General features: G+C 39.5%; 16 protein-coding genes. 10 read left to right on the top strand and 6 right to left on the bottom strand.

The genetic code is table 11. From position 1 onward, the window contains the following. On the top strand, nucleotides 1–840 hold the full coding sequence (locus tag DRZ93_RS03365; RefSeq protein WP_113744725.1) for an undecaprenyl-diphosphate phosphatase: 840 nt from the start codon (nucleotides 1–3) through the stop codon (nucleotides 838–840). Between the two features lie 343 nt (nucleotides 841–1,183). Here the strand turns inward: DRZ93_RS03365 and DRZ93_RS13510 are convergent, their stop codons facing one another. Continuing rightward, nucleotides 1,184–1,324, bottom strand: a complete 141-nt coding sequence (locus tag DRZ93_RS13510; protein WP_172458013.1) for a hypothetical protein — start codon at nucleotides 1,322–1,324, stop codon at nucleotides 1,184–1,186. Nucleotides 1,325–1,949: 625 nt separating this feature from the next. Here DRZ93_RS13510 and DRZ93_RS03355 point away from each other — a divergent pair. Further along, nucleotides 1,950–3,779 (top strand): AAA family ATPase, encoded by a 1,830-nt coding sequence (locus DRZ93_RS03355; RefSeq protein WP_113745825.1) that lies wholly within the window; start codon nucleotides 1,950–1,952, stop codon nucleotides 3,777–3,779. Nucleotides 3,780–4,040: 261 nt separating this feature from the next. Here the strand turns inward: DRZ93_RS03355 and DRZ93_RS03350 are convergent, their stop codons facing one another. Beyond that, on the bottom strand, nucleotides 4,041–5,369 hold the full coding sequence (locus DRZ93_RS03350; RefSeq protein WP_113744722.1) for a multifunctional CCA addition/repair protein: 1,329 nt from the start codon (nucleotides 5,367–5,369) through the stop codon (nucleotides 4,041–4,043). 553 nt (nucleotides 5,370–5,922) lie between these two features. Between DRZ93_RS03350 and DRZ93_RS03345 the strand changes: the two genes are divergently transcribed. The 8 genes from DRZ93_RS03345 to nifS all read left to right on the top strand — a co-directional run bounded on the left by DRZ93_RS03345 (nucleotide 5,923) and on the right by nifS (nucleotide 16,460). Continuing rightward, the gene (locus DRZ93_RS03345) at nucleotides 5,923–7,827 is read left to right on the top strand and encodes an ExeA family protein (protein ID WP_113745824.1); all 1,905 of its coding nucleotides are present in this window, start codon (nucleotides 5,923–5,925) and stop codon (nucleotides 7,825–7,827) included. Continuing rightward, entirely contained in the window at nucleotides 7,817–8,227 is a 411-nt protein-coding gene (locus tag DRZ93_RS03340; RefSeq protein ID WP_113744720.1) for a hypothetical protein, read from the top strand. Before DRZ93_RS03345 ends, DRZ93_RS03340 begins: the two co-directional genes overlap by 11 nt. A gap of 186 nt (nucleotides 8,228–8,413) precedes the next feature. Further along, entirely contained in the window at nucleotides 8,414–10,888 is a 2,475-nt protein-coding gene (locus DRZ93_RS03335; RefSeq protein ID WP_113745823.1) for a heavy metal translocating P-type ATPase, read from the top strand. Then, nucleotides 10,885–11,352, top strand: coding sequence for an Lrp/AsnC family transcriptional regulator (locus tag DRZ93_RS03330; protein ID WP_113745822.1), 468 nt, complete (start codon nucleotides 10,885–10,887; stop codon nucleotides 11,350–11,352). Before DRZ93_RS03335 ends, DRZ93_RS03330 begins: the two co-directional genes overlap by 4 nt. 251 nt (nucleotides 11,353–11,603) lie before the next feature. Beyond that, nucleotides 11,604–13,430, top strand: a complete 1,827-nt coding sequence (locus tag DRZ93_RS03325; protein WP_113745821.1) for an AAA family ATPase — start codon at nucleotides 11,604–11,606, stop codon at nucleotides 13,428–13,430. Between the two features lie 600 nt (nucleotides 13,431–14,030). Next, a complete protein-coding gene (locus DRZ93_RS03320) occupies nucleotides 14,031–14,264 on the top strand; it encodes a (2Fe-2S)-binding protein (RefSeq protein WP_113744716.1) in 234 nt (77 codons plus the stop codon). Between the two features lie 25 nt (nucleotides 14,265–14,289). Beyond that, nucleotides 14,290–15,207, top strand: coding sequence for a Fe-S cluster assembly protein NifU (gene nifU, locus DRZ93_RS03315; RefSeq protein ID WP_113744715.1), 918 nt, complete (start codon nucleotides 14,290–14,292; stop codon nucleotides 15,205–15,207). 8 nt (nucleotides 15,208–15,215) lie between these two features. Continuing rightward, complete coding sequence (gene nifS, locus DRZ93_RS03310) at nucleotides 15,216–16,460, top strand: cysteine desulfurase NifS (RefSeq protein WP_245933764.1); 1,245 nt, start codon at nucleotides 15,216–15,218, stop codon at nucleotides 16,458–16,460. Nucleotides 16,461–16,513: 53 nt separating this feature from the next. Here the strand turns inward: nifS and DRZ93_RS03305 are convergent, their stop codons facing one another. The 4 genes from DRZ93_RS03305 to DRZ93_RS03290 all read right to left on the bottom strand — a co-directional run bounded on the left by DRZ93_RS03305 (nucleotide 16,514) and on the right by DRZ93_RS03290 (nucleotide 21,372). Next, nucleotides 16,514–17,005, bottom strand: coding sequence for a low molecular weight protein-tyrosine-phosphatase (locus tag DRZ93_RS03305; protein ID WP_113745820.1), 492 nt, complete (start codon nucleotides 17,003–17,005; stop codon nucleotides 16,514–16,516). A gap of 91 nt (nucleotides 17,006–17,096) precedes the next feature. Next, nucleotides 17,097–17,855 (bottom strand): hypothetical protein, encoded by a 759-nt coding sequence (locus DRZ93_RS03300; RefSeq protein WP_146741088.1) that lies wholly within the window; start codon nucleotides 17,853–17,855, stop codon nucleotides 17,097–17,099. A 234-nt stretch (nucleotides 17,856–18,089) separates the two neighbouring features. Further along, nucleotides 18,090–18,869, bottom strand: a complete 780-nt coding sequence (locus DRZ93_RS03295) for a hypothetical protein (RefSeq protein ID WP_146741087.1) — start codon at nucleotides 18,867–18,869, stop codon at nucleotides 18,090–18,092. A 13-nt stretch (nucleotides 18,870–18,882) separates the two neighbouring features. Further along, complete coding sequence (locus DRZ93_RS03290) at nucleotides 18,883–21,372, bottom strand: excinuclease ABC subunit UvrA (protein ID WP_113745817.1); 2,490 nt, start codon at nucleotides 21,370–21,372, stop codon at nucleotides 18,883–18,885. Nucleotides 21,373–21,738 lie beyond the last annotated feature (366 nt).

Below are 21,738 nucleotides of genomic sequence, written 5' to 3'. Positions count from 1 at the left end.
ATGACCTTAACTGAAGTTATTATTTTAGCAATTATTCAGGGCATTACCGAGTTTCTGCCTGTTTCATCATCAGCGCACCTTATCTTTCCAAGTCATCTTTTAGGCTGGCAGGATCAGGGTCTGGCTTTTGATGTGGCAGTGCATATTGGTACGCTGCTGGCAGTTATCTGCTATTACCTTGCAGATCTGGTGCAGATAGCAACCCATACCATAGAGTCTGTAGTTAAAAGACGCAATACCCCAATCTCACGTGTAGGCTGGTTTATTGTGCTGGCTACAATTCCAGCAGGTGCCTGCGGTTATATCTTTGAGCCGCAGATTGCCACAGTGGCAAGATCAATTGAAATTATTGCCTATACCACCATAGGCTATGGTCTGCTTTTAGGAGTAGCCTCCTATGTCAACCGCAAGCTGTGCTGGAGAACACTGGTTAATATTCAGGGACAAAGACCTGACAGTTTAAGACATATGACCTATCAGCAGGCCATAATCATAGGCTGTGCCCAGGCTTTAGCCCTAGTGCCTGGCACCTCACGTTCAGGTATTACCTTGACAGCAGGTTTATTCTTAGGTCTGCGCCCTGAGGCTGCAGCCCGCTTTAGCTTCCTGCTCTCAATTCCAATTATCATGGCCTCCGGTCTTTTAGAGGGCGTCAAGCTCTATACCACACCAGATCTTGGAGGTGCTGATATTCCGCAGATGCTGGTAGGTGCCTTTGTATCCTTTATTCTGGCCATCTCTGTTATACATTTCTTTATGAAATATATATCAAAATCAGGTATGGCAGTCTTTGTCATCTACAGAGTGCTCTTAGGCCTGAGCCTTTTATATCTGTTCTAAAATAAAGAATCCTGCACTATATACATTCTGCAGGATTTTTTTTAGGGTTTTGGCATAAATTTCTTTTGCTTTATTAAAAATTGACCCTCATTTTTTTAATTACTATGTGGTTTGATCTTGTGTAAGTAGCTTGCAGAGTGCTTTCATTGTAAAGAGAACATTGCTATTGCACTTGCCTACAAGGCGTTTAATAGACATTTGATCGTTCTTTGTATAGTCTTCTTGTACCAGCCTTAGATTGTTTAAGGCTATCTTGTTTAGCAATATTGAGTTTCTGATAAAGTTGTGGTTTTTAGTGCACAGATAGCACATCAAGTGCATAACTGTATCATGAGACATGGCATTAGAAGGAAATCAAGGACATAATTATTCTAAAGATACTAGGAGCAAGAGGATATTTTACCTTTGAGTGCTGACGTTCATTGGTAAATGTCACTCTATCTATCATGTCAACAACGGCACTTCTTAAAGGATCATAAAACATAGCTCTTGTTATCTAAATGAATTAAATCCACCATTTTTGAAAAGAGATCTAGTTACAACTATAAAGTTTGCGCCGTGATTCTTATCTCACATTTTAATTTCTTGATTTGATTTTTGTCTCATATATTTAAAAAATTAATAAACTGTTGGCATACATGCTACTTTTCCTAATTTTTATATGCATTTCATGCCAAAGCCCTTAACTAAAGTTGATCTAGTTCTCAATCAATTTAAAAATTTGAAATATATATTACATATCACCTTGTGAGCCGTCTTTATCAAGTATAAATCACCAGCATTTTATTTATCAGATATACTAGTATAATAGGAATAAAGTGCTTATATTGATACATGAAAAGTGAGAAATTATATAAGTTTGCATCTTTTGGTAATGTTGCAAAACAGGCAAAGGCAGATTGTTCAATGGTGCAAGACAGAGATCTTTATCTGCTGCTCAAACTCATAAAACCATATACAGTGAAGCAGACTATATATTTGTTCACAATGACAACGATTAGCTTTTTTATGTATCTATGACCATGTGTCATATTGATTGTAAAGTAAGATTGTATAAAGCACGCATCTTTATACAAAAGCTGCTATAAAGAATCAGGATAAAGGGATGTATGATGATTAAAAATAATGGTACAGTTATCTTATCTGGTGAAGAGGACTTTGCCAGTCATATTTTAAATAATGGCTATTATGTTGATAAGACATATTATCTTAATGATCTCTTTATAAACAGAGGTGATAAAAACACTTTATTCACAAGACCTCGCCGCTTTGGAAAAACCTTAAATATGTCCATGATAAAGGCCTTTTGTGAGCTTGACTATAAAAATCCAGGCGATACCTCCTATCAGCAAAAGCTCTTTATAGAAAATGGCCGTAATCTTGCTGTAGCTCAGGATGATTACAAAGAGCTGCGTGATAAGGTTATGGGACAGGTGCCTGTTATCTATGTCTCTTTTAAAGGTATTGAAGGTCTTTGTTTTAAAGAGGCCATAGTCGAATTTTTAAGAGTTATTTATGAGGTATATTCAAATTACTCTTTTTTAAAAAACAGCAAGATTTTAGCTGCTGATGAATTATATAGATTTACTGATATTGATTATTTTTGTAAAGCTGAATATAAAAACTTATCTGATCCTATTAAGTTAGATCAGGCTGTTTCTTTCTGTAAATCTTTTATAAGCATTCTTGCAATTCTTTTACATAAAGAATTTAATAGACAGGTATTAATTATTATAGATGAGTATGATGTGCCATTGCAAAAGGCTGTAGTGGCTAAAGAGCCTTACTATGATGAAATGCTCTCCATCATAAGAAGTATAAGCATATCTGTCTTTAAACAGCAGGGTAATCCATGGCTGTATAAGGGCATTGTCACTGGCTGTTTAAAAATTGCTCATCAAAGTGTCTTTACTGATGCTAATAACTTTACCACTTTTAATGTCAACGATGAGAATTACACTACATTCTTTGGCTTTACGCAGGAGCAGACTGATAAAATCATCAGTGACTTTGGCCTTGAGTCAAAAAGAGATGAGATTAAAAAGTGGTATAACGGCTATAGATTTGGCCATGAGAATGTCTATTGCCCGTGGTCTTTAATGGAGTACTGCGCCTCATCAAAACGCAACGGCAGCAATGAGCCAAAGCCTTTTTGGGTTAACACCTCAGGCAATGACATTATTACTCTGTACACAAAAAACTCAATTGAGGCTAAAAAGCAAGGTAATATTGATAAATTACAGGACTTAATGGATGGCAAATCTATTGACATAGAGCTATCTGAATTTACAGTTTATCCTGATATTAAAAGTGGTCTGAAATTTAATGCCTTTGGCACTATGTTGCTGCAGACAGGTTATGTTACTTTAGCTGATGACTCACCATTAAGCGGCAATGTCAGAGTTAAAATACCAAATTATGAGGTAAGAAAGGCCTTTGAAAGCAGGCTTGAAGTTTTATATTCAGAGGATGATGCAACCTGGAGCTCTCAGGGTTATAACCTTTTAGATGCATTACTGTGTAATGATATTGCCAAGGCTCAGGATATTATCAATACAGTATTAAAAACCTATATAAGCATTAGACATTCAGGTCATGAGCAATACTATCATGGTTTTATGCAGGGTCTTTTGATAGAGGCTGTAACCGATTGTGGTATTACTATGTTAGATGAGAGTGAAAGTGGTCTTGGCTATAGTGACATCATTCTTAAAGACTCATCTAATGATAGAGCAGTTATTTTAGAGTTTAAAAGAGCTACAACAGATGACTGTCTAGAGGTCGCTAATGAGGCTACAGATCAAATCATAGAAAAGAAATATGCAGATCTATTTAGTGCACAATATAAACATGTCTATGGCATTGGCATAGGCTTTTTCAAGAAAAAATGTAAGATTGCATCTTTGGGCAATATTGCAAAGAAGAGAGGATCTGAATAAAAGTGTTGGATGGACTATAGGTATTATGTGGCACCATATAATAACTTAAGATCAGGAGATTTTAATTTAACCTTATAGCGCAACAGGGTAACTAGCGTTATACTTAGAGTTTTTGGTTCTGCCACATCTTACATACACAAAACAGAACAAAACAAAATCAATCACTGCTGTTAGGCATTTTATATGATTTATGACTTTGACCTTTTTTTGAAATTATAGGATCTTATGCATCTATACTAAAAGGCTATAAAGAGAGCTACCTTAGATTACCAGGGCGCTCAGACCTTCTTTTTTCTTTTCAATCTCAAGTGATTGCAGCACATCAGGTGGCAGAGCATTGGCGCTGCCATCAAGTTCGGTTTTTGGCAGCATCTTTAAAAACTCAGTTACAAGCTTCACCCGCTTTTGATGCATGGCCTCTTTAATGGCAGGGCCTTTGAGCCCCTGTGCTACAAATTCGGCGGCTTTTACTGTAGTTGTAAGCGAGAACATGGCAAGAAAATAGTCAGATCGTGGAAAAGGTCTGTTTTCAAAGCCTTTACGGCCTAAAAAGTCAGCCTTGCAGCACAGAGCAAAAGGCTTAATGCGCTCAGGTCTTCTATAACCGTCAAGATCTTCAAAATGACTTACAATACCCTCAGCGCCTTTATCATAAAGATGATGGATAAAGGAGTGATAGTAGACCACAACTGAGGCAAAGTCTTCATAGGCGCGTGGCACTTTAAGCCTTGCACACATGGTTTTTAAAGGTCCTATGCCATGCGGACCATGATCAGGGTGATGAGGCCAAAGCTCCTTTGGAGTCAGGGCTTTGCCCAGATCGTGGCATAAAACGGCAAATCTGGTGACACTATCCTCGCTGTAGTAACTTATTCTGTCTAGGGCCATCAAGGTATGTACAAAAGAGTCTATCTCAGGATGCCATTTTTTAGGGCCTGGTACTCCATGCAAAGCCTCAAGCTCTGGCATTATATACTCAAGTGCTCCTATAGAGTGGAGCAGGTAGAAAAATACAGCAGGGGATGGGGTGTTTAAAGCCTTTTCAATCTCTAAAAAGACACGCTCTGGTGTCAGTGTGGCAAGCTCACCGCTTTGTGTCATGCTTTGCATCAGATCTAGTGTCTGCTGCGCTATTTTAAAACCAAAGCTGTGCAGTTTGGCTGCAAAGCGGCATACTCTTAAAATACGCAGTGGATCTTCACAAAAGGCAGGTGAGATATGACGTAGCACGCGGTTTTTAAGATCGTCAAGACCGCCTGTAGGATCTATATAAGTGTCATTTGCCTCATCATAGGCAATGGCATTGATGGTAAGGTCGCGGCGTATGAGATCATCATCAAGTGAGACATCAGGTGAAAAATCACAGATAAATCCTTTATATCCAAGGCCACTTTTGCGCTCGGTGCGGGCCAGGGCATATTCAGCATGCGTATCTGGATGTAAAAAAACAGGAAACTGACTGCCAACCTGTGTATAGCCAAGTGAGAGCATTTTATCAGGATTAGCTCCCACCACCACATAGTCCTTATCCTTACACTCAAGACCTAAAAGTCTGTCTCTTACTGCTCCGCCAACTAGATATATCTGCATGCCTTTTTTCCTTACTTTTATTTATAATAATCTAAAAAGCTTTGTAATGTAATATAAAAAGTTTTATGTGCGTTTTTTTGCCACTTTAGGCTAAAGCACAATAGGCTTTAAATTCAAAGACTGGTCTTAATACACACTTATGTGTAGATGGCATTTAATCTAAAGGGCCTTATGCTCAATGTAAGGATCAGAACAGATCTGCAGAAGGTTTAAAAGAGACTTAAAAGAGGCACATACAGGGCTTAGCTTATAGAATATACATGACATTGGTGTAAAAAGGTGAGCTAGGGGAGGCATGAGAGATGTGTTTTAATATACCGTCATTGTGTCTATAAGCCATAGCAGATTTTAAGATTGCTCTGACAAGTTATATAATAGGGCATTAAAGGTTACTGTTTTTGTATAAATGTCCAAGACAAAGTTGGCCTGGGGCTGTGACGGACTTTGTTTTTTAAAGAATATTTTTCTTTTATAGTGTAATTTACCTTCACGATTGAACTCTTGTTTAGTGCTTATATGTTAAAATAGGCAGGATATTGTTTTTGAGTTTAGTATGTATCAGAAGTATTTTTCATTTTCAGAGCTGCCTTTTGAAGGAACACCTGACAAGAATTTTTACTATGTAGGCGCCAATCAGCATCAGTCTTTGGACGTGCTTAAAGATTCACTCTCACGCTCAGGCGTAATCTGTGTGCTTACAGGTCCAAGCGGCACCGGTAAGACTACGCTGGTGCGCATGCTTATTAAATCTCTGCCGCGACGCATGAGAATTATTGCTATTGACGATCCGCGTCTGTCAAGTGAAGAGCTTTTGTGTACTATTCTTCTTTCATGCAATATTGCAGCAAGCCGCAATGAGGGTATTGCCAATTTAACCTACAAGCTTAGAAATATGCTTGAGTCTTCAATGGAGATGGGTATTGTCACCACTGTTATCATTGATGAGGCACAGGGCCTTAGCGATGCAGTGATTGAGCAGATAAGACTTATCTACAATATCGAAGGCGATTTTGGCAAGATGCTCAACTTTTTACTTGTAGGTCAGGAAGATCTGCTTGAGATTATCAAGCAGGACTGCCACAAGATGTTTTTAAACCGTATTAAAAGCTTCTGTGCCATTCCTGCCATGCAGAAAAATGAAGTGCAGGCCTATATCAATTTCAGAACTATGCAGGCAGGATGCCATCATCCTTTATTTACAGACAGAGCTATAACGCTGCTGCATCATAAATCACAGGGTCTGCCACGTACTATCAATATTATAGCTGACAGAGCTCTGGCCATTGCCTGTGACAGACAGAAGAACATGGTTGACAGCTTTATCTTAAGAAAAGCTGCAGCTCAGTCATTAAATGAAAGCACCTTTGTGCAGGATATTTTCAGAGCCATAAAAAGCTCGCTTACAGGTCTTGCGTTTTACTCCAAGCTCTCGGTTATAACCTTTGCGCTGTGTGTCTCCTTTGCCATATTTGCAGCCTCCTTGTTCTTTGGCGATAAAATCTATAAGGATGAGCTTTATGACAGGCGCATTGATGTGGCTTTGAACTATGATAAAAGTGTAGCCGATGCCTATCAAAACTATATAGACAATGTCATCTCGGGCAAAAATTCAAAAAACCGCAATCTGTATCAGTTCAATCTTGATGTGTGGCAGTCTTTGTTTTTAAACAGAGCCACAGATACTTTAATCCGTCTTGCAGGCTATCAAAAGAGTGACAAGTCACTCTCAAGCTGTGCTGATATTGAATCCATAGATTTAAAATGCACCGAGCACAACGGCTCTTTAGATAAGCTTTTAGAGCACAAGAGCAAGGCTGTCATATCACTGCTTGATGAAAATCTCATGCCTTTTTATGCAGTGCTTATGTATGCAGATGAGAGTAAGGCTCAGATCCTGCTTGACAGACATATCTGGACTGTAAGACGTCAATACCTTGATAAGGTTTACAATGGATCTTATATCTATCTGCAGCCTCTTGCCCTTATAGATCTTTTTGAAAACTTCAGGCAAAAAACTCAAAGCAGCACTGAAAGTGCACAGACTAAAGGCTTTAGATCAGAATTTAAAGGTTTTGAGGAGCTTTTAGAGCTTGATTATGACAAGGCTCTGCTGCCTTATGCGAAGATGGCGGTAAAAAGTATGGCCTTTAACCGCTTTGTAAGTCTGTACAAGAGGGTTTTTGTCACCCGCAGCGAAAAGCTTTATAAAGACTTTGTGCGCGATTATCGCCATATTAAAGAAGATGACAGAGAGGAAGCCTTCTTTGCCTATCTTAGCCTCTATGTAAAAGAAAATGTGCTAGACAGGCTTGAGAGTCAGTCAACAGATGCCATGTCACGTGCACTTATTATCTATTATGCTGACAATTATAATAAGGATATCAATGCACTGACGCAGTCTCTGTTTTTAAGGGAGCATAAATCTCTTATAAGTAAAGAGGTTGTCTATGCTGACTAAGGCTGAGTATTTAAGATCTCTAAAGACTGTAGCCTTTGATCGCAAAAAGGCTCTGATGCTTTTTGTGCTGACAGTGTTTCTATCTCTTTTAGGGCACATTGCCTTTTATGTCTACGCTACTTTCAGCTACAGTCAGGCTCTGTATGAAAGCTCAAGTGTGGTTAAAAAATATCTTGATGATGCCACGCAGATCTTTGTACGTCCTGAGTCTGAGGATTTTATTCTGCACAAGGATTATGTAAATTTTCCTGTAGCTAAAACTTATGGTGCACAGTACAGACAGATGAAGTCACAGGTAGAATTTGACAAAGTCAAAGCTCAGATAAAATATATAAACAAAGAGCTTACAGCCATACGCTTTGTCAGTGATGAACCACACAAGACAACAAAATTACAATAAAATTTTCTTAAAGATCATAGAGAAATAAAAGTTTTTTAAAAATTTAGTTAGCTTCTGCTAACTTTTGTAAAAAATGTGCTATTATAACTCTGTCATTAATTTGGCATGAAGCAATCCTAATCTAACTCTTTTGTATGCCTTAAGCTTGTAAAAGTTTGAGGCATATTGTTATGTGCAAAGATAAATATGGCATTACACAAGGTTTATAAAGTAGAGGGCATGAGCTGCGCTGCCTGTGCTCTTAAAATACAAAAGGCTTTAGCAAAGATAGAGGGAGTGAGCAATGCACAGGTGGCACTGCTGCAAGAAAGAGTAAGTCTTGATCTGGACAAAAGCTCAGATAGTAAGCTCGTGCTCTCTTGTGTAGAAGATCTTGGCTATAAAATTTCAGATACAGATGCAATAAGTAGCGATGCTATACAATCTGGCAGCGCTTTTGATAAGGATCTTGTAAAGCTTATTGTAACTGCCTGTCTGTGCTCCTTACTTATGCTCTTTTCCATGGGGCCCATGTTCTCTTTTCACATTGTTGATAATGCCTATGGCAATGCCCTTTTGCAATGTGCTTTAACAGCTGTCATTATGTATGTACAGCGCCATTATTTTATAAGCGGCTTTAAAGCAATACTCTCAAAGTCTGCCAATATGGATACGCTTGTAGCCTTAGGCTCATTAATCTCCTTTATCTACTCACTTGTAAATACGCTCTTAATTGATAAAGATCTGACATTGCAGGCAGTGCATCATTCTTTAAATCTATATTATGAATCAGCTGCCATGATTTTAACTCTTATCAGTATTGGCAAGTATATAGAGCACAAGGCCAGGGTTAAAACCAAGGATGCCTTGGATGCCCTTGTATCTCTTGCGCCTAAGACCTGCCGCAAAATTGTAGGGGACAGGGTTTTAATTGTAGATGCTGCAAGTATCAAAAAGGACGATATTATTGAGCTTAAGGCAGGGGATAGTATTGGTGCTGATGGTTATCTGATACAGGGCTCATTAAGCCTTGATGCAAGGGCCATAACAGGCGAGTCACTGCCACAGAGCGTTATGTGCGGTGATAAGGTTTTATCTGGTTGCAGCGTGCACAGCGGCTATGGACAGATACAGGTGACCAGATCTTTAAAGGACAGCACATTATTTGAAATTATTGCCCTTGTGGATAAGGCCAGTGCCCAAAAGCCTGATATTGCCCGCCTTGCAGACAAAATTGCTTCAATCTTTGTCCCAGCAATTCTAATCATTGCTCTTATAACCTTTATTGTCTGGTATTTAAAAACCAGCAGTCTGCCTCTTGCCTTTGAATTTTGTGTAAGTGTGCTTGTGATCTCCTGCCCCTGTGCCTTAGGCCTTGCCACACCAACTGCCATTATGGTGGGAACAGGTCTTGCAGCCCGTCATGGCATTTTATTTAAATCAGCCAAAGTCATTGAGCGCTTAAGACTTGTTGATACTGTGTTTTTTGACAAGACAGGTACTCTGACACAAGGCTCATTTAAACTTTTATTTATGCAGGGCTTAGTTGATGCTCTTGAGCCTTTTTACAATCAGCTTGTGTTATCCCTTGAGCATAAAAGCTCGCATTTAATTGCCACATCCTTGCAAAAGGCTCTAAAGGCTCAGACAGTGGAGGTCAGTGATTATAGCTATAAAGAGGGTGAGGGCGTCTTTGGCACTATCTTTGGGACACAATATGCCTTTGTCAATGTCAAAAGTGCGCAAAGACTGGGGGTTACAATTGATACAAGCTTTTTACACAGCATTGATATGTATGAAAAAAGAGGCTGTCTGTGTCTTCTTTTGTGCGATAAGGATAAAGTTATAGCTTTGTATGTTCTTGGCGATAGCATAAAAGGCAGTGCCTATGGCCTTATAGACAGGCTGCATAAGATGCACATCAAATGCACTATGCTCACAGGTGATGGTAAAAGTGCAGCTGCCTATGTAGCCTCAGAGCTTTGTCTTGATGATTATAAATATGAGCTTTTGCCAAAAGATAAGGCCTTTTATATACAAAGTGAGCAGGATAATAATAAAAAGGTGTGCTTTGCAGGAGATGGCATCAATGATGCGCCGGCCCTGGCTTCTGCCTTTGTGGGCGTGGGACTTAAGGGGGCTAGTGATATTGCCATTGCCTCATGTGATGTGGTCTTAATGCAAAAATCACTGCACTCACTTGTCAATGCCATTGAGATATCAAAGCGCACTGTAAGAAATATCAAAGAGAATTTATTTTGGGCCTTTTTTTACAATATTATTGCCATACCTGTTGCCTGTGGCGTATTCTATAGTGCAGATATAAAGCTAAATCCTATGCTTTGTGCTCTTTTGATGAGTATAAGCTCCATATGCGTGGTTTTAAATGCACTGCGACTGTCCTTTATCAATCTAAGAGCCAATGAGGATAATAATCAAAGGCAGGAAAATGCCAAAGCAGGAGAGATAAAAATGCATAAGGAAATATTTATTGAAGGTATGAGCTGCTCCCACTGCACCTCATCTGTTCACAAGGCCTTATCTGCACTGCCAGGCGTTGAGAATCTTGAGGTTGTACTTGATGAGAAAAAGGCCAGCTTTGATTTAAACAGCGCTCTTGATGATGCTATGTTAAAGAGTGTGGTTGAGTCTCTTGGCTTTAAGGTAAGTGCCATCAAATGATCTCATTTAAGTTAGATGAGTATGATCTGCTTTTAATCAGTGCTCTGCGTGAGGATGCACGTCTGTCACTACGCGATCTGAGCAGTATTGTAGGCTTGTCAGCACCGGCTATTGCCTCGCGTTTAAAAAGACTTGAGGGTGCAGGTATCATACAAGCCTACAGAGTGATTATAGGCGAGAAGAAGTTCGGTCTTAATATTGAGGCCAGGATACTTGTTGATGTGCCTGTAGGTCTTACCGAGCGTTTTATTCTTGAGATGGATAAATATCTTGGGGTGACAGAGCTCAATCGTGTTACAGGTGCCTTTGGCTATGAGCTTACAGGCAGTTTTACAGACAGCTGTGCTTTAAATGATTTTGTGCGCATGCTTGAGAGTACCTATGGCCGATGTCAGGTCAGCGTTATTTTAAAAAGAGAGATTACACCACGCTGCGCTCTTGGCAAAGAACTGGCCGGAGTTTAATTTTTATTTTTGGCAGTAGGCTTTTAAAACGTAAGATACCCATGACCCTTTAGATCTGTAACCTTTAAGATGCATAGCTGTCATATCAAAGACCACCTTTGCTGCAACTATTTTGGTATACAGAGTTCTGTGTTCTAATTTATAAATAATGCTAGTATTATAAGGTTAAAGTGCTCACATGGATGCACTAAAATAATGAAATTGCATACAAAGGTATTACATATAAAAATGGAGCATTAGAGGTTTTTATTATGGACACACACGCAAAGCCAAAAGTATTACCAGGCTGTGAGAGCTTTGAAAAGCTTATTCAATCTAATGCTTATTATGTAGATAAAACCTCATACTTAAAAACACTTCTTTGCAGCTCTGATGAGGTTGAAATTGCCTTATTCACAAGACCCCGTCGCTTTGGCAAAACTTTAAATATGTCCATGATAAAGGCCTTTTGTGAGCTTAACTATAAAAATCCTGGTGACACATCCTATCAGCAAAAACTCTTTATAGACAATGGCCGTAACTTTGCAGTCTCTCAGGATGAGTACAAAGAGCTGCGTGATAAGGTTATGGGACAGCTGCCTGTTATCTATGTCTCTTTTAGAGGTGTTGAGGGCCTATGTTTTCATCAGGCCGTTGATAAAATTCTTACTAAGATAGCACTGCTGTATAAATATTTTCTGTTTCTTGCAGATAGTAGAAAAATTCCTCAGGCGCAAAAAGATCTTTTTTTAAGTATTTACAATTTTTGTTTCAAACACAAAGGTGAATTAAAAAATGATGCTTTGCTTGATACAGCAATATCTTATTGTGGAACCTTCATACCAACACTTGCAGATATGATCTATACAGAGTATGACAGACAAGTTTTAATCCTTATAGATGAGTATGATGTGCCATTGCAAAAGGCAGTTGTGGCCAAAGAGCCGTATTATGATGAAATGCTGGCCATTATCCGCGATATAAGTGTTAATACCTTTAAGCAGGATCCAGATGCCTGGCTGTATAAGGGCATTATTACAGGCTGTTTAAAAATTGCCCATCAAAGTGTCTTTACTGATGCCAATAACTTTACCACCTTTAATATAAACGATGAGCTTTACTCATCCTTCTTTGGCTTTACGCAGGAGCAGACTGATAAAATCATCAGTGACTTTGGTGTTGAGTCTAAAAGAGATGAGATTAAAAAGTGGTATAACGGCTATAGATTTGGCCATGAGAATGTCTATTGCCCGTGGTCTTTAATGGAGTACTGTTTATCAGTAACTGATGGTAGCGAGGAGCCTGAGGCCTATTGGGTCAACACCTCTGGCAATGACATCATCACTCTGTTTACTAAAAACTCAATAGAGGCTAATGACGGTGACAATATACAAAAGCTACAGGATTTAATGGATGGTAAATCAGTTTTAATAAAACTCTCTGAATTTAGTGTTTATCCTGATATTAAACAAGGTATGAGCTTTGATACCTTTTTTACAATGCTGTTGCAGACAGGTTATGTTACCTTAACTGATGACTCAGCACTAAGAGGCAATGTCAGAGTTAAAATACCAAATTATGAGGTAAGACAGGCCTTTGAAAGCAGGCTTGGTGTTTTATATTCAGAGGACGATGCAACCTGGAGTGCACAGGGTTATAATCTTTTAGATGCATTACTGTGTAATGATATTGCCAAGGCTCAGGATATTATCAATACAGTATTGAAAACCTATATAAGTATTAGGCACTCAGGTCATGAGCAATACTATCATGGTTTTATGCAGGGTCTTTTGATAGAGGCTGTAACCGATTGTGGTATTACTATGTTAGATGAGAGTGAAAGTGGTCTTGGCTATAGTGACATCATTCTTAAAGACTCATCTAATGATAGAGCAGTTATATTAGAGTTTAAAAGAGCTGCAACAGATGACTGTCTAGAGGTCGCTAATGAGGCTACAGATCAAATCATAGAAAAGAAATATGCAGATCTGTTTAGTGCACAATATAAACATGTCTATGGCATTGGCATAGGCTTTTTCAAGAAAAAATGTAAGACTGCATCTTTGGGCAATATTGCAAAGAAGAGAGGATCTGAATAAAAGTGTTGGATGGACGATAGGTATTATGTGGCACCATACAATAACTTAAGATCAGGTGATGTTAATTTAACCTTATAGCGCAACTGCTTAACCCTACAATACACAGCATGTAGATGCTCTTATAGGTGCCACACTCAAGAGAGGGCTGAACCAATCACTGTTGATAGGCATAATACTAAGTGCATCTGCCTGATACCCACCTCCCCATGGGCATAGCACACCATGTCCCTGTTTTTATAAATTGCAGGTTTGGGTATCTTGCTTAAAAACTGTTCTTAGACTGTAAGTTTAGGCTTTTGCTGATGTCTTTTAACTAAAAATCAGTCTATAATTGTCAGATATTGTACACAGTGCAAAAACAGGATTTAAACACCGTCAGCGCCATATCTGACACAAAGCCTTAAAGCCTGCTGTATACAGTTTTATTTGTGCAAAAACTTTATCAAGTATATGTAAAATCTGATAAAAATATTCTGTTGATCATTTTGCCTAACATACTGTGATCTTTTTTGCCTTTTGTAGGTACAATATAAGCCGCTCTTGTAGTGAAGATTAAGAGCCTCAATTTGTTTAAACAGATTTTAGTATTAGGATTTAGCTATGGAAAACCTGCCATTTACTGATGAGAACAATGAAAAGATTTGTTACTGCTTTGGTGTAGACTCCTTTACCATTAAAAAGGCCATCTATCTTGATAAATTAAAAACCGTAGAGGAAGTAACAGAAAAAACCAAGGCCGGTGGTGGTTGTATGTCATGCCATATGCGCATTGAAGAGCTTCTGGACGAGGTCTGGGCTATTATTGAAAAAGAGCAGAATATTAAACGTGACTAATAAAAAATAAGGACGAGGTATTACAATGTGGGATTACTCTGATAAGGTCAAGGATCACTTTTTACATCCACGCAATGCACGTGTTATCGAAGATGCCAACGCTGTAGGCGATGTTGGCTCTATCATCTGCGGTGACGCTCTGCGTTTAATGCTCAAGGTGAATCCAACCACCAATGTTATTGAGGATGCCGCCTTCCAGACCTATGGCTGCGGAAGCGCTATTGCATCATCATCTGCTCTGACAGAGATGGTCAAGGGCCTGACATTAGAAGAGGCTGAGACTATTACCAATCAGCAGATTGCAGATTATCTAGGTGGTCTGCCTCCAGAGAAAATGCATTGTTCTGTTATGGGTCGCGAGGCTTTAGATGCAGCTATTGCCCACTACCACGGCAAGACCTATGAGCATGCCCATGATGACGGTGAGATTGTCTGTCACTGCTTTGGCGTAGGCGTCAACAAGATTAAAAAAGCAGTGTGGGAAAACCATTTAACCACAGTTGAGGATGTAACCAACTATACCAAGGCCGGCGGTGGCTGTATGTCATGCCACATGCGCATTGAAGAGATCATTGATGAGGTATGGGTTGATTTAGAGCGCTGCGGTGTACCAAGACCAGGTTATGTTCCTACAGAAATTCCTTCCATCAAGATTCAGACTGTAGCAGAGCCAGCCCCTGCCATTGAAGAGCAGGCAGCTCTTGATAACAAGACTTTAAGTTCTGAGATCTATGACAATGTGGTACAGGTTTTAGATGAGGTTAAATCAGGTCTGGTGCCTGACGGCAGCTCTGTAGAGCTTGTGGCTATTGACGGTGATACCGTAACAGTCAAGCTTTCAGGTCAGGTGGCCAATGGTCTTATGTCAGATATGACCTTAACCTTTATCAGCAAGAAATTAGCTGAAAGTGTTGGTCGTGAGATTGCTGTAGTTACAAGGTAGTAAAAGACATGAATACAAGTAATATGGGTGCAGGTGACGGTATTTATCTTGATAACAATGCCACCACCATGATCGATCCTAAAGTGGTTGAGGCTATGATGCCATACCTTACCACTTATTATGGCAATGCTTCATCTCAGCACGGTTTTGGCGCTCCTATTGCCAAGGCCATAGCTAGAGCCCGTGAGCAGGTTGCCGATCTTATAGGTGCACAGTATCCAGATGAGATTATCTTTACCTCATGTGCCTCAGAGTCTGATAATACTGCCTTATGGACAGCACTGTGGACACAGAAGAACAAAAATGAGATTGTCACCACCAAGCTTGAGCATCCTGCCATTATTGACACCTGCTCATTCCTAGAGGCCCGTGGTGTTAATGTCAAATACCTCTCAGCCATGCAGAACGGCTCACTAGATCCTAAAGCATTTGAGTCACTGCTTACTGATAAAACAGCCCTGGCCTCAATTATGTGGGCCAACAATGAGACAGGTAATATCTATCCTGTAGAGCAGCTTGCTGACATTGCCGCAGCTCACAATGTACTGTTCCACTCAGATGCGGTGCAGGCTGTAGGTAAAATTGCCATAGATGTTAAAAACACTCAGGTGCGTATGCTCTCCTTCTCTGGTCACAAGCTGCATGCTCCAAAGGGTGTAGGTGCTCTGTATGTACGCCGTGGCACCAGATTCCTGCCATATCTGCATGGCGGTCATCAGGAGCGTGGACGTCGTGCCGGTACTGAAAACGTACCTTACATTGTAGGTTTAGGTGTAGCCTGTGAGCTTGCAAAGGCTCATCTGGATGAACTTAACACCCGTGTACGCGCACTGCGTGACAAGCTTGAGCAGGGTATTGTCAGCACCATTCCTGAGGTTATTGTTACCGGCAAGGATACTGACAGAACTCCAAATACTCTGAATGTGGCCTTTAAGTTTATTGAAGGTGAGGCTATTTTACTTATGCTCAATGAGTATGGTATTGCCGCCTCTTCAGGCTCTGCCTGCTCATCAGAGTCATTAGAGCCATCTCATGTAATGCAGGCTATGGGTATTCCATTCTCAGCAGCCCACGGCACCATACGCTTCTCATTATCACGCTTCACCACCGAAGCTGAAATTGATGAGGTACTGCGCGTACTTCCAGGCATTATTGAAAGACTGCGTGAGTTATCACCTTACTGGAATTTAAACAAGCCAAAGGTTATCAATGCAAGTCACGAGTTTGATCCAGACTCAGATGAAAGACATTAATTAAAAAAGGGCGCTACTGGCGCCCTTTGCATAAATGCTATTTATAAAAATCACTAGCAGCTACACTCGGCTATACCGCTGATTCTACCGCTTTTATATTTGATAAAATCAAGAAAGTCACGTATACCCAGGGTAATTTCCTTTTGAGTCAGAGCAAAATTGCCTGTATACCATGGATCTGCAATATCACCTTTTTGCACACAGTAATCTTTGAGCTTGGCTACCTTTGAAAAATCACCTTTAGGGAAGAGATAGTGCATATTGCGCATATTATTCTCATCCATAACAATAAGATAATCATAGCTCTCAAAATCCTGTGCTGTTACCTGCCTTGCAGTTTTTTCTGAGCAGTCAATATTTAAAGATGAGAGTATCTGTTTTACAGGTGGGTAGACACCATTGCCAATCTCTTCTTGTGAAGTGGCTGCTGATTCTATATGAAAGTGCTTCTCAAGACCTTCCTTTTTGACCAGATCCTTAAATAAAAACTCAGCCATAGGCGATCTGCAGATATTGCCATGACAGATAAAAAGTACATTTATCATAAAAAATCACTCATGTGTAATTACAAAAGCTCAAAAGTACCTTAAATATGACTTTTAAGCTTATCTATCCTTTAAGTATTATCTTTATATACTACTTTATATTGCCAAGTACAGTGGCTAAAAATCTGTATATATGTAAAAAGCTCTGTCTTTGTGTCTGCTCTGAATGATCCTCAAGATTTTTCATAAGTGTGGCAACACTGTTATGTCTGTCTGAAAAATCATGCTGCAGATTAAAGCCTAGTGATCTTGCATACATTATGACAAAGATAATTGTAGTCAGTCTCTGTGCAAACTCATTGGCCTGTACAGTTAAAAGCTGACTGGTAAAGATGGCAATATGCTCAAGCATCTTATCAGGATTGTTCTTGTCAAACATCATATCCTTTTCATCATCAATTAAAGCGCACAGTTTCTTGTATGAGCCATGAAAGACGGCCTGATTGCTTGACAGTGGAGATCTGCCTGCCTTGTTATCAAGAGATTCTAGGTTTGCAAAAATCATATCCTGAATGCTGGCAAAGATGTCGGCAGAGAGGTTACAGCCTTTATAAGAGAGGATTTTTGCAACGCGCACACAGATTATATATAAGGCAGGTGAGACTCCTCTTGCGCCTGCTTTCTGCTCATTTGTATAATGGCTCTCTATAGCCTTTTGTGCCTTATCTATATCTATATTATTTAAAATATGCTCATGTGCCACAGCGGCAGCATAGCCATTAAAGTCTGCACTATTTTCAAAGACAAGATTTACAGCAAGGTTCCAGATGGCACTTTTATGAGCACTGTGAGGATCATTGTGTATTTGAGGTGGATTTAGATCATCACGCTTTTGAGTGTAATTGTTCATAGCCATTCTATCCTTTTGTTTTCTATAATAAAGTTTGGAGCAAGATAGTATCCTGTCATACTCTCAGGGCAGTGTTTTATACTCTGTTTACTGCTTGACAGACAATTTTGCCACCTATGGGTTCATATCAATAATGTAGTAAACATTTTTTATAAGATCAAGTTTAAAAACAATTAAGATAGCTCCATTAGCACACAATGCGCCTTTTCTCCTCTCTTTGCTGCAGACAGCTGCTCAAAAGCGAGCCTTTATTAAAAAAAGAGTGGATAAAAATCTATACATTGGCAACAAGTTCTGCTCTGCTCTTTTATCAGAGAGCGCATTAGGCTTGTGCATAATTGTATTTAAACTATTATTGGTATCTGACACATGGTGCTGCAGATTAAAGCCAAAAGTCCTTGCATACTGTATAACAAAGATTAGGCTAGCTAGCCTGTGGGCAAAGTCATGTGTCTTAATAGATAAAAGATCACAGGCAAATAAGGCAAGATGCTCAAGACATTGATTGGGACTGCACTTGTCAAACACAAATGCTTTTTCACTATCAATTAAGGAGCACAGTCTTTTATCTATCTTATGTGTTCCTATAAAGACATATTGATGATTAGATTTATGAAAGCTGTCTTCTATGCTGTTGCTACCCTTATATTCTATGTTCTCAAAGAGTATATTTTGTTTATTGGCAAAGAGTGCAGGGGATAGGGTAAAGGCTTTATAAGAGAGGATATGTACAGCGCGCATGCAGATTATATTTAAGGCAGATGATTCCTTATTTACATTCATATTACGCTCACTTGTATAATGGCTCTCTATAGCCCTTTGTGCCTTATCTATATCAATATTATTTAAAATATGCTCATGTGCCACAGCGGCAGCATAGCCATTAAAGTCTGCACTATTTTCAAAGACAAGATTTACAGCAAGGCTCCAGATGGCCTTGTTTTGAGCACTGTGAGGCTCTGTCAGTATCTGATATGAGTTAAAATCATGAGTATATTGAGTAAATTTGTTCATGGCTATGCGCTCTTTAGTTATCTGCAATAAAGCCTTTTGTAAGATAGCAGCCTGTAATACTCTCTTTGCAGTTTTTTATACTTCTGACACTGCCCTGACAGACTACTTTACCGCCCTTATCACCGCCTAGTGGTCCCATATCAATTATGTAATCGGCATTTTGTATAAGATCAAGATCATGCTCAATAACAATCAGGGTAGCACCTTTGGCGCACAATCTGTCAAAAATACCAATAAGCTTTTTAATATCCAGTGGATGCAGGCCTACAGTTGGCTCATCAAAGATAAATATACTTTGCCTTAGATCTAAATTTAAATGTGAGCTTAATTTAAGCCTTTGTGCCTCACCGCCTGATAAAAGCGGTGTACTCTCATTGAGCTTAAGATAGGAAAGGCCAATTTCATTTAATATTTCAAGCTTTGAGCGCACGGCCTTTAATGAAGAGCATTTAGATAGAGCCTGCGCTACATCAAGGTTTAGCAGATCAGGCAGGTTTGTATTAAGATCCTTATAGACAATATCAAAGGCCTTTTGGTTGTAGCGTGAGCCATGACAGACAGGGCATGGGATCTCAATATCTGGCATAAACTGCACATCAAGACTTATAAAACCAAGACCGTCACACTCAGTGCAGCGCAATGATCCTGTATTATAGGAAAAATCACCAGCCTTAAGGCCCAAAGCTTTAGCCTCACTTGTTTTTGCAAAGATTTTGCGCAGATCATCATGTATGCCGCTGTAGGTTGCAAGAGTTGATCTGACATTAGAGCCAATAGGAGTGGCATCTATAACATAGACATGTTCAATATCAGAGGCCATGATGCTTTTAATATGCTCTGGCATCTTTTTATTATAGACAAGAGAGTCAAGAGCAGGTTTTAGACACTCAAGAATAGCTGTGGTTTTACCTGAGCCTGAGACGCCTGTAACTGCACTAAATCTGCCTTTTGGTATTTTAAGGTAAAGATTGTCAAGATTGTGTATACCATAGGTTTCAAGCTCTATGGTCCCATGCTCAAAGATTTTGTCTTCATCGCAGATGTCTCTGTAGTTTATAGCAGCACTTTTATTAAGATAGGGGGCAATAAGTGATGTTTGTGACTGTTTTACTTTTGTAACAGAGCCCTGTTCAATGACGCTGCCGCCATTAACTCCGGCACCTTGTCCCATCTCTATTAAATAAGAGGCTTTATTTAGTACATCAACATCATGATCAACCAATAAAATAGAATTGCCATCGGCAATAATTCTATCCATCATCTGATGCAAAGCCTTTAGATTATATGGATGCAGACCAATTGAAGGCTCATCAAGTACATATAAAATACCTGTGGTGCGGTTGCGCACAATGCGGTTAAGCTCAACTCTCTGCCTCTCACCATTTGACAGGCTGTTTAACTCTCGGTCAAGACTTAAATAGCCAAGGCCCATATCAATAAGGTTTTTGGCATTTGAGCAAAAGGCACTGACAAGATCCTCTGTCATAACTTTAAGGCTCATATCTGCAGATGCTGCATGCTTTTGAACAAAGGCATAGAGCTTATCAAGACTCATGGCGCACAGTTTATCTATAGACTGACCATAAAGCAGACTATCGCGCGCCTTGTCACTAAAGCGCGAGCCATGACAGTGAGGGCATTTTGTGTATTTTAAAAATTTCTCAACTCTTTTTAAACCTTTTTCATCTTTAACCTTGTCAAGGGCATTTTTAACAGTGTTTACAGCACTGTAATAGGTAAAATCAAGCTCAGTGGCACTGCTCTTATTCTTGGGTCTGTAAATAATATGTTTTTTAATGCTAGGACCATTATAGACAATGTCCTTTTCTTTAGCGCTCAAATCTTTAAAAGGAATATCTGTTCTTACTCCCATCTCACGACACACATCAGTCATTAAAGACCACATCAATGACTTCCAGGGCGCTACAGCACCTTCATCTATGCTAAGAGTGTCATCTGGCACTAAAGTCTCAAGATTGACATCAAAGACAGTACCGCTACCATGACAAAAAGGGCAGGCGCCATTGCCGTTAAAGGCAAAATCTATAGCCTCGGGGGCTTTAAAGGATGCAGAGCACTCAGGGCAGATTAAAGAGGCGCCTCGTGCTGCATTTATAGATGGTTTTAGATAATGGCCATTGGGGCATTTATGTAAGCCTAGGCGTGAGAACATAAGGCGCAGTACGTTTAAAAGCTCTGAGGCTGTACCAAAGGTGCTGCGCATAGAAACAGCCTTAGGTCTTTGTGTCAAAGCCACAGCTGCAGGCACATATAAAATCTCATCGGCCATGACCTTTTGCGTATTTAAAAAGTTTCTGTCATAGGCTCTTAGGGTTGACAGATAGCAGCTTGAACCCTGCGCATAGACTATGCCCATGGCAAGAGAGGATTTTCCTGAGCCTGACACTCCTGCAATGGCTGTTATGGTATTTAAAGGTATATCTATGTCTATATGTTTAAGATTATTAAGATGGGCATTTTTAATGTGTATATAATCTTTCATAAAGATACCTTGAGTTATTGAGCCTTCTTGTTTTAGTCTAGCACAGCAGTATACAAAAACTAGGGCTGTATAAAATAAGGCAGCTTTGTATCCTTCTACTCTGCTCTCTCTTATCAGTGAGCTACTAAACTGTCATTAATTGAGCTTATTTCTTTGTCGTGCTTTTTAATTTGCTTTGGTTTTTGAGCAAGATCCTACATGGGGAGCTAGGATGGCAGTCAGTCTCTGACTTTGTAGCAGGATATACAGTACAAGATCTGTTTATTCTTTAATGGGAAAGACCTCTGCTATGAAATGGCATGGTGGGTTTGACAAGAGGGGAGAAAGGGCCTGAAGACTGCCACCAACTCAACTCCAAAGTAATCA

The organism is Anaerobiospirillum thomasii (genome assembly GCF_900445255.1).
GTDB classification, from domain to species: domain Bacteria; phylum Pseudomonadota; class Gammaproteobacteria; order Enterobacterales; family Succinivibrionaceae; genus Anaerobiospirillum_A; species Anaerobiospirillum_A thomasii.
This window is presented reverse-complemented; position numbering and strand designations above follow the sequence as displayed.

What these genes read in the sequence shown, in the direction of transcription:
- DRZ93_RS03335 (WP_113745823.1), top strand. Translation starts at nt 8,414, where the DNA reads ATGGCATTACACAAGGTTTATAAAGTAGAGGGCATGAGCTGCGCTGCC.
- DRZ93_RS13510 (WP_172458013.1), bottom strand. Translation starts at nt 1,324, where the DNA reads ATGTTTTATGATCCTTTAAGAAGTGCCGTTGTTGACATGATAGATAGA.
- DRZ93_RS03365 (WP_113744725.1), top strand. Translation starts at nt 1, where the DNA reads ATGACCTTAACTGAAGTTATTATTTTAGCAATTATTCAGGGCATTACC.
- DRZ93_RS03320 (WP_113744716.1), top strand. Translation starts at nt 14,031, where the DNA reads ATGGAAAACCTGCCATTTACTGATGAGAACAATGAAAAGATTTGTTAC.
- DRZ93_RS03345 (WP_113745824.1), top strand. Translation starts at nt 5,923, where the DNA reads ATGTATCAGAAGTATTTTTCATTTTCAGAGCTGCCTTTTGAAGGAACA.
- DRZ93_RS03300 (WP_146741088.1), bottom strand. Translation starts at nt 17,855, where the DNA reads ATGAACAATTACACTCAAAAGCGTGATGATCTAAATCCACCTCAAATA.
- DRZ93_RS03290 (WP_113745817.1), bottom strand. Translation starts at nt 21,372, where the DNA reads ATGAAAGATTATATACACATTAAAAATGCCCATCTTAATAATCTTAAA.
- nifS (WP_245933764.1), top strand. Translation starts at nt 15,216, where the DNA reads ATGAATACAAGTAATATGGGTGCAGGTGACGGTATTTATCTTGATAAC.
- DRZ93_RS03330 (WP_113745822.1), top strand. Translation starts at nt 10,885, where the DNA reads ATGATCTCATTTAAGTTAGATGAGTATGATCTGCTTTTAATCAGTGCT.
- DRZ93_RS03305 (WP_113745820.1), bottom strand. Translation starts at nt 17,005, where the DNA reads ATGATAAATGTACTTTTTATCTGTCATGGCAATATCTGCAGATCGCCT.
- DRZ93_RS03325 (WP_113745821.1), top strand. Translation starts at nt 11,604, where the DNA reads ATGGACACACACGCAAAGCCAAAAGTATTACCAGGCTGTGAGAGCTTT.
- DRZ93_RS03340 (WP_113744720.1), top strand. Translation starts at nt 7,817, where the DNA reads ATGCTGACTAAGGCTGAGTATTTAAGATCTCTAAAGACTGTAGCCTTT.
- DRZ93_RS03355 (WP_113745825.1), top strand. Translation starts at nt 1,950, where the DNA reads ATGATGATTAAAAATAATGGTACAGTTATCTTATCTGGTGAAGAGGAC.
- DRZ93_RS03350 (WP_113744722.1), bottom strand. Translation starts at nt 5,369, where the DNA reads ATGCAGATATATCTAGTTGGCGGAGCAGTAAGAGACAGACTTTTAGGT.
- DRZ93_RS03295 (WP_146741087.1), bottom strand. Translation starts at nt 18,869, where the DNA reads ATGAACAAATTTACTCAATATACTCATGATTTTAACTCATATCAGATA.
- nifU (WP_113744715.1), top strand. Translation starts at nt 14,290, where the DNA reads ATGTGGGATTACTCTGATAAGGTCAAGGATCACTTTTTACATCCACGC.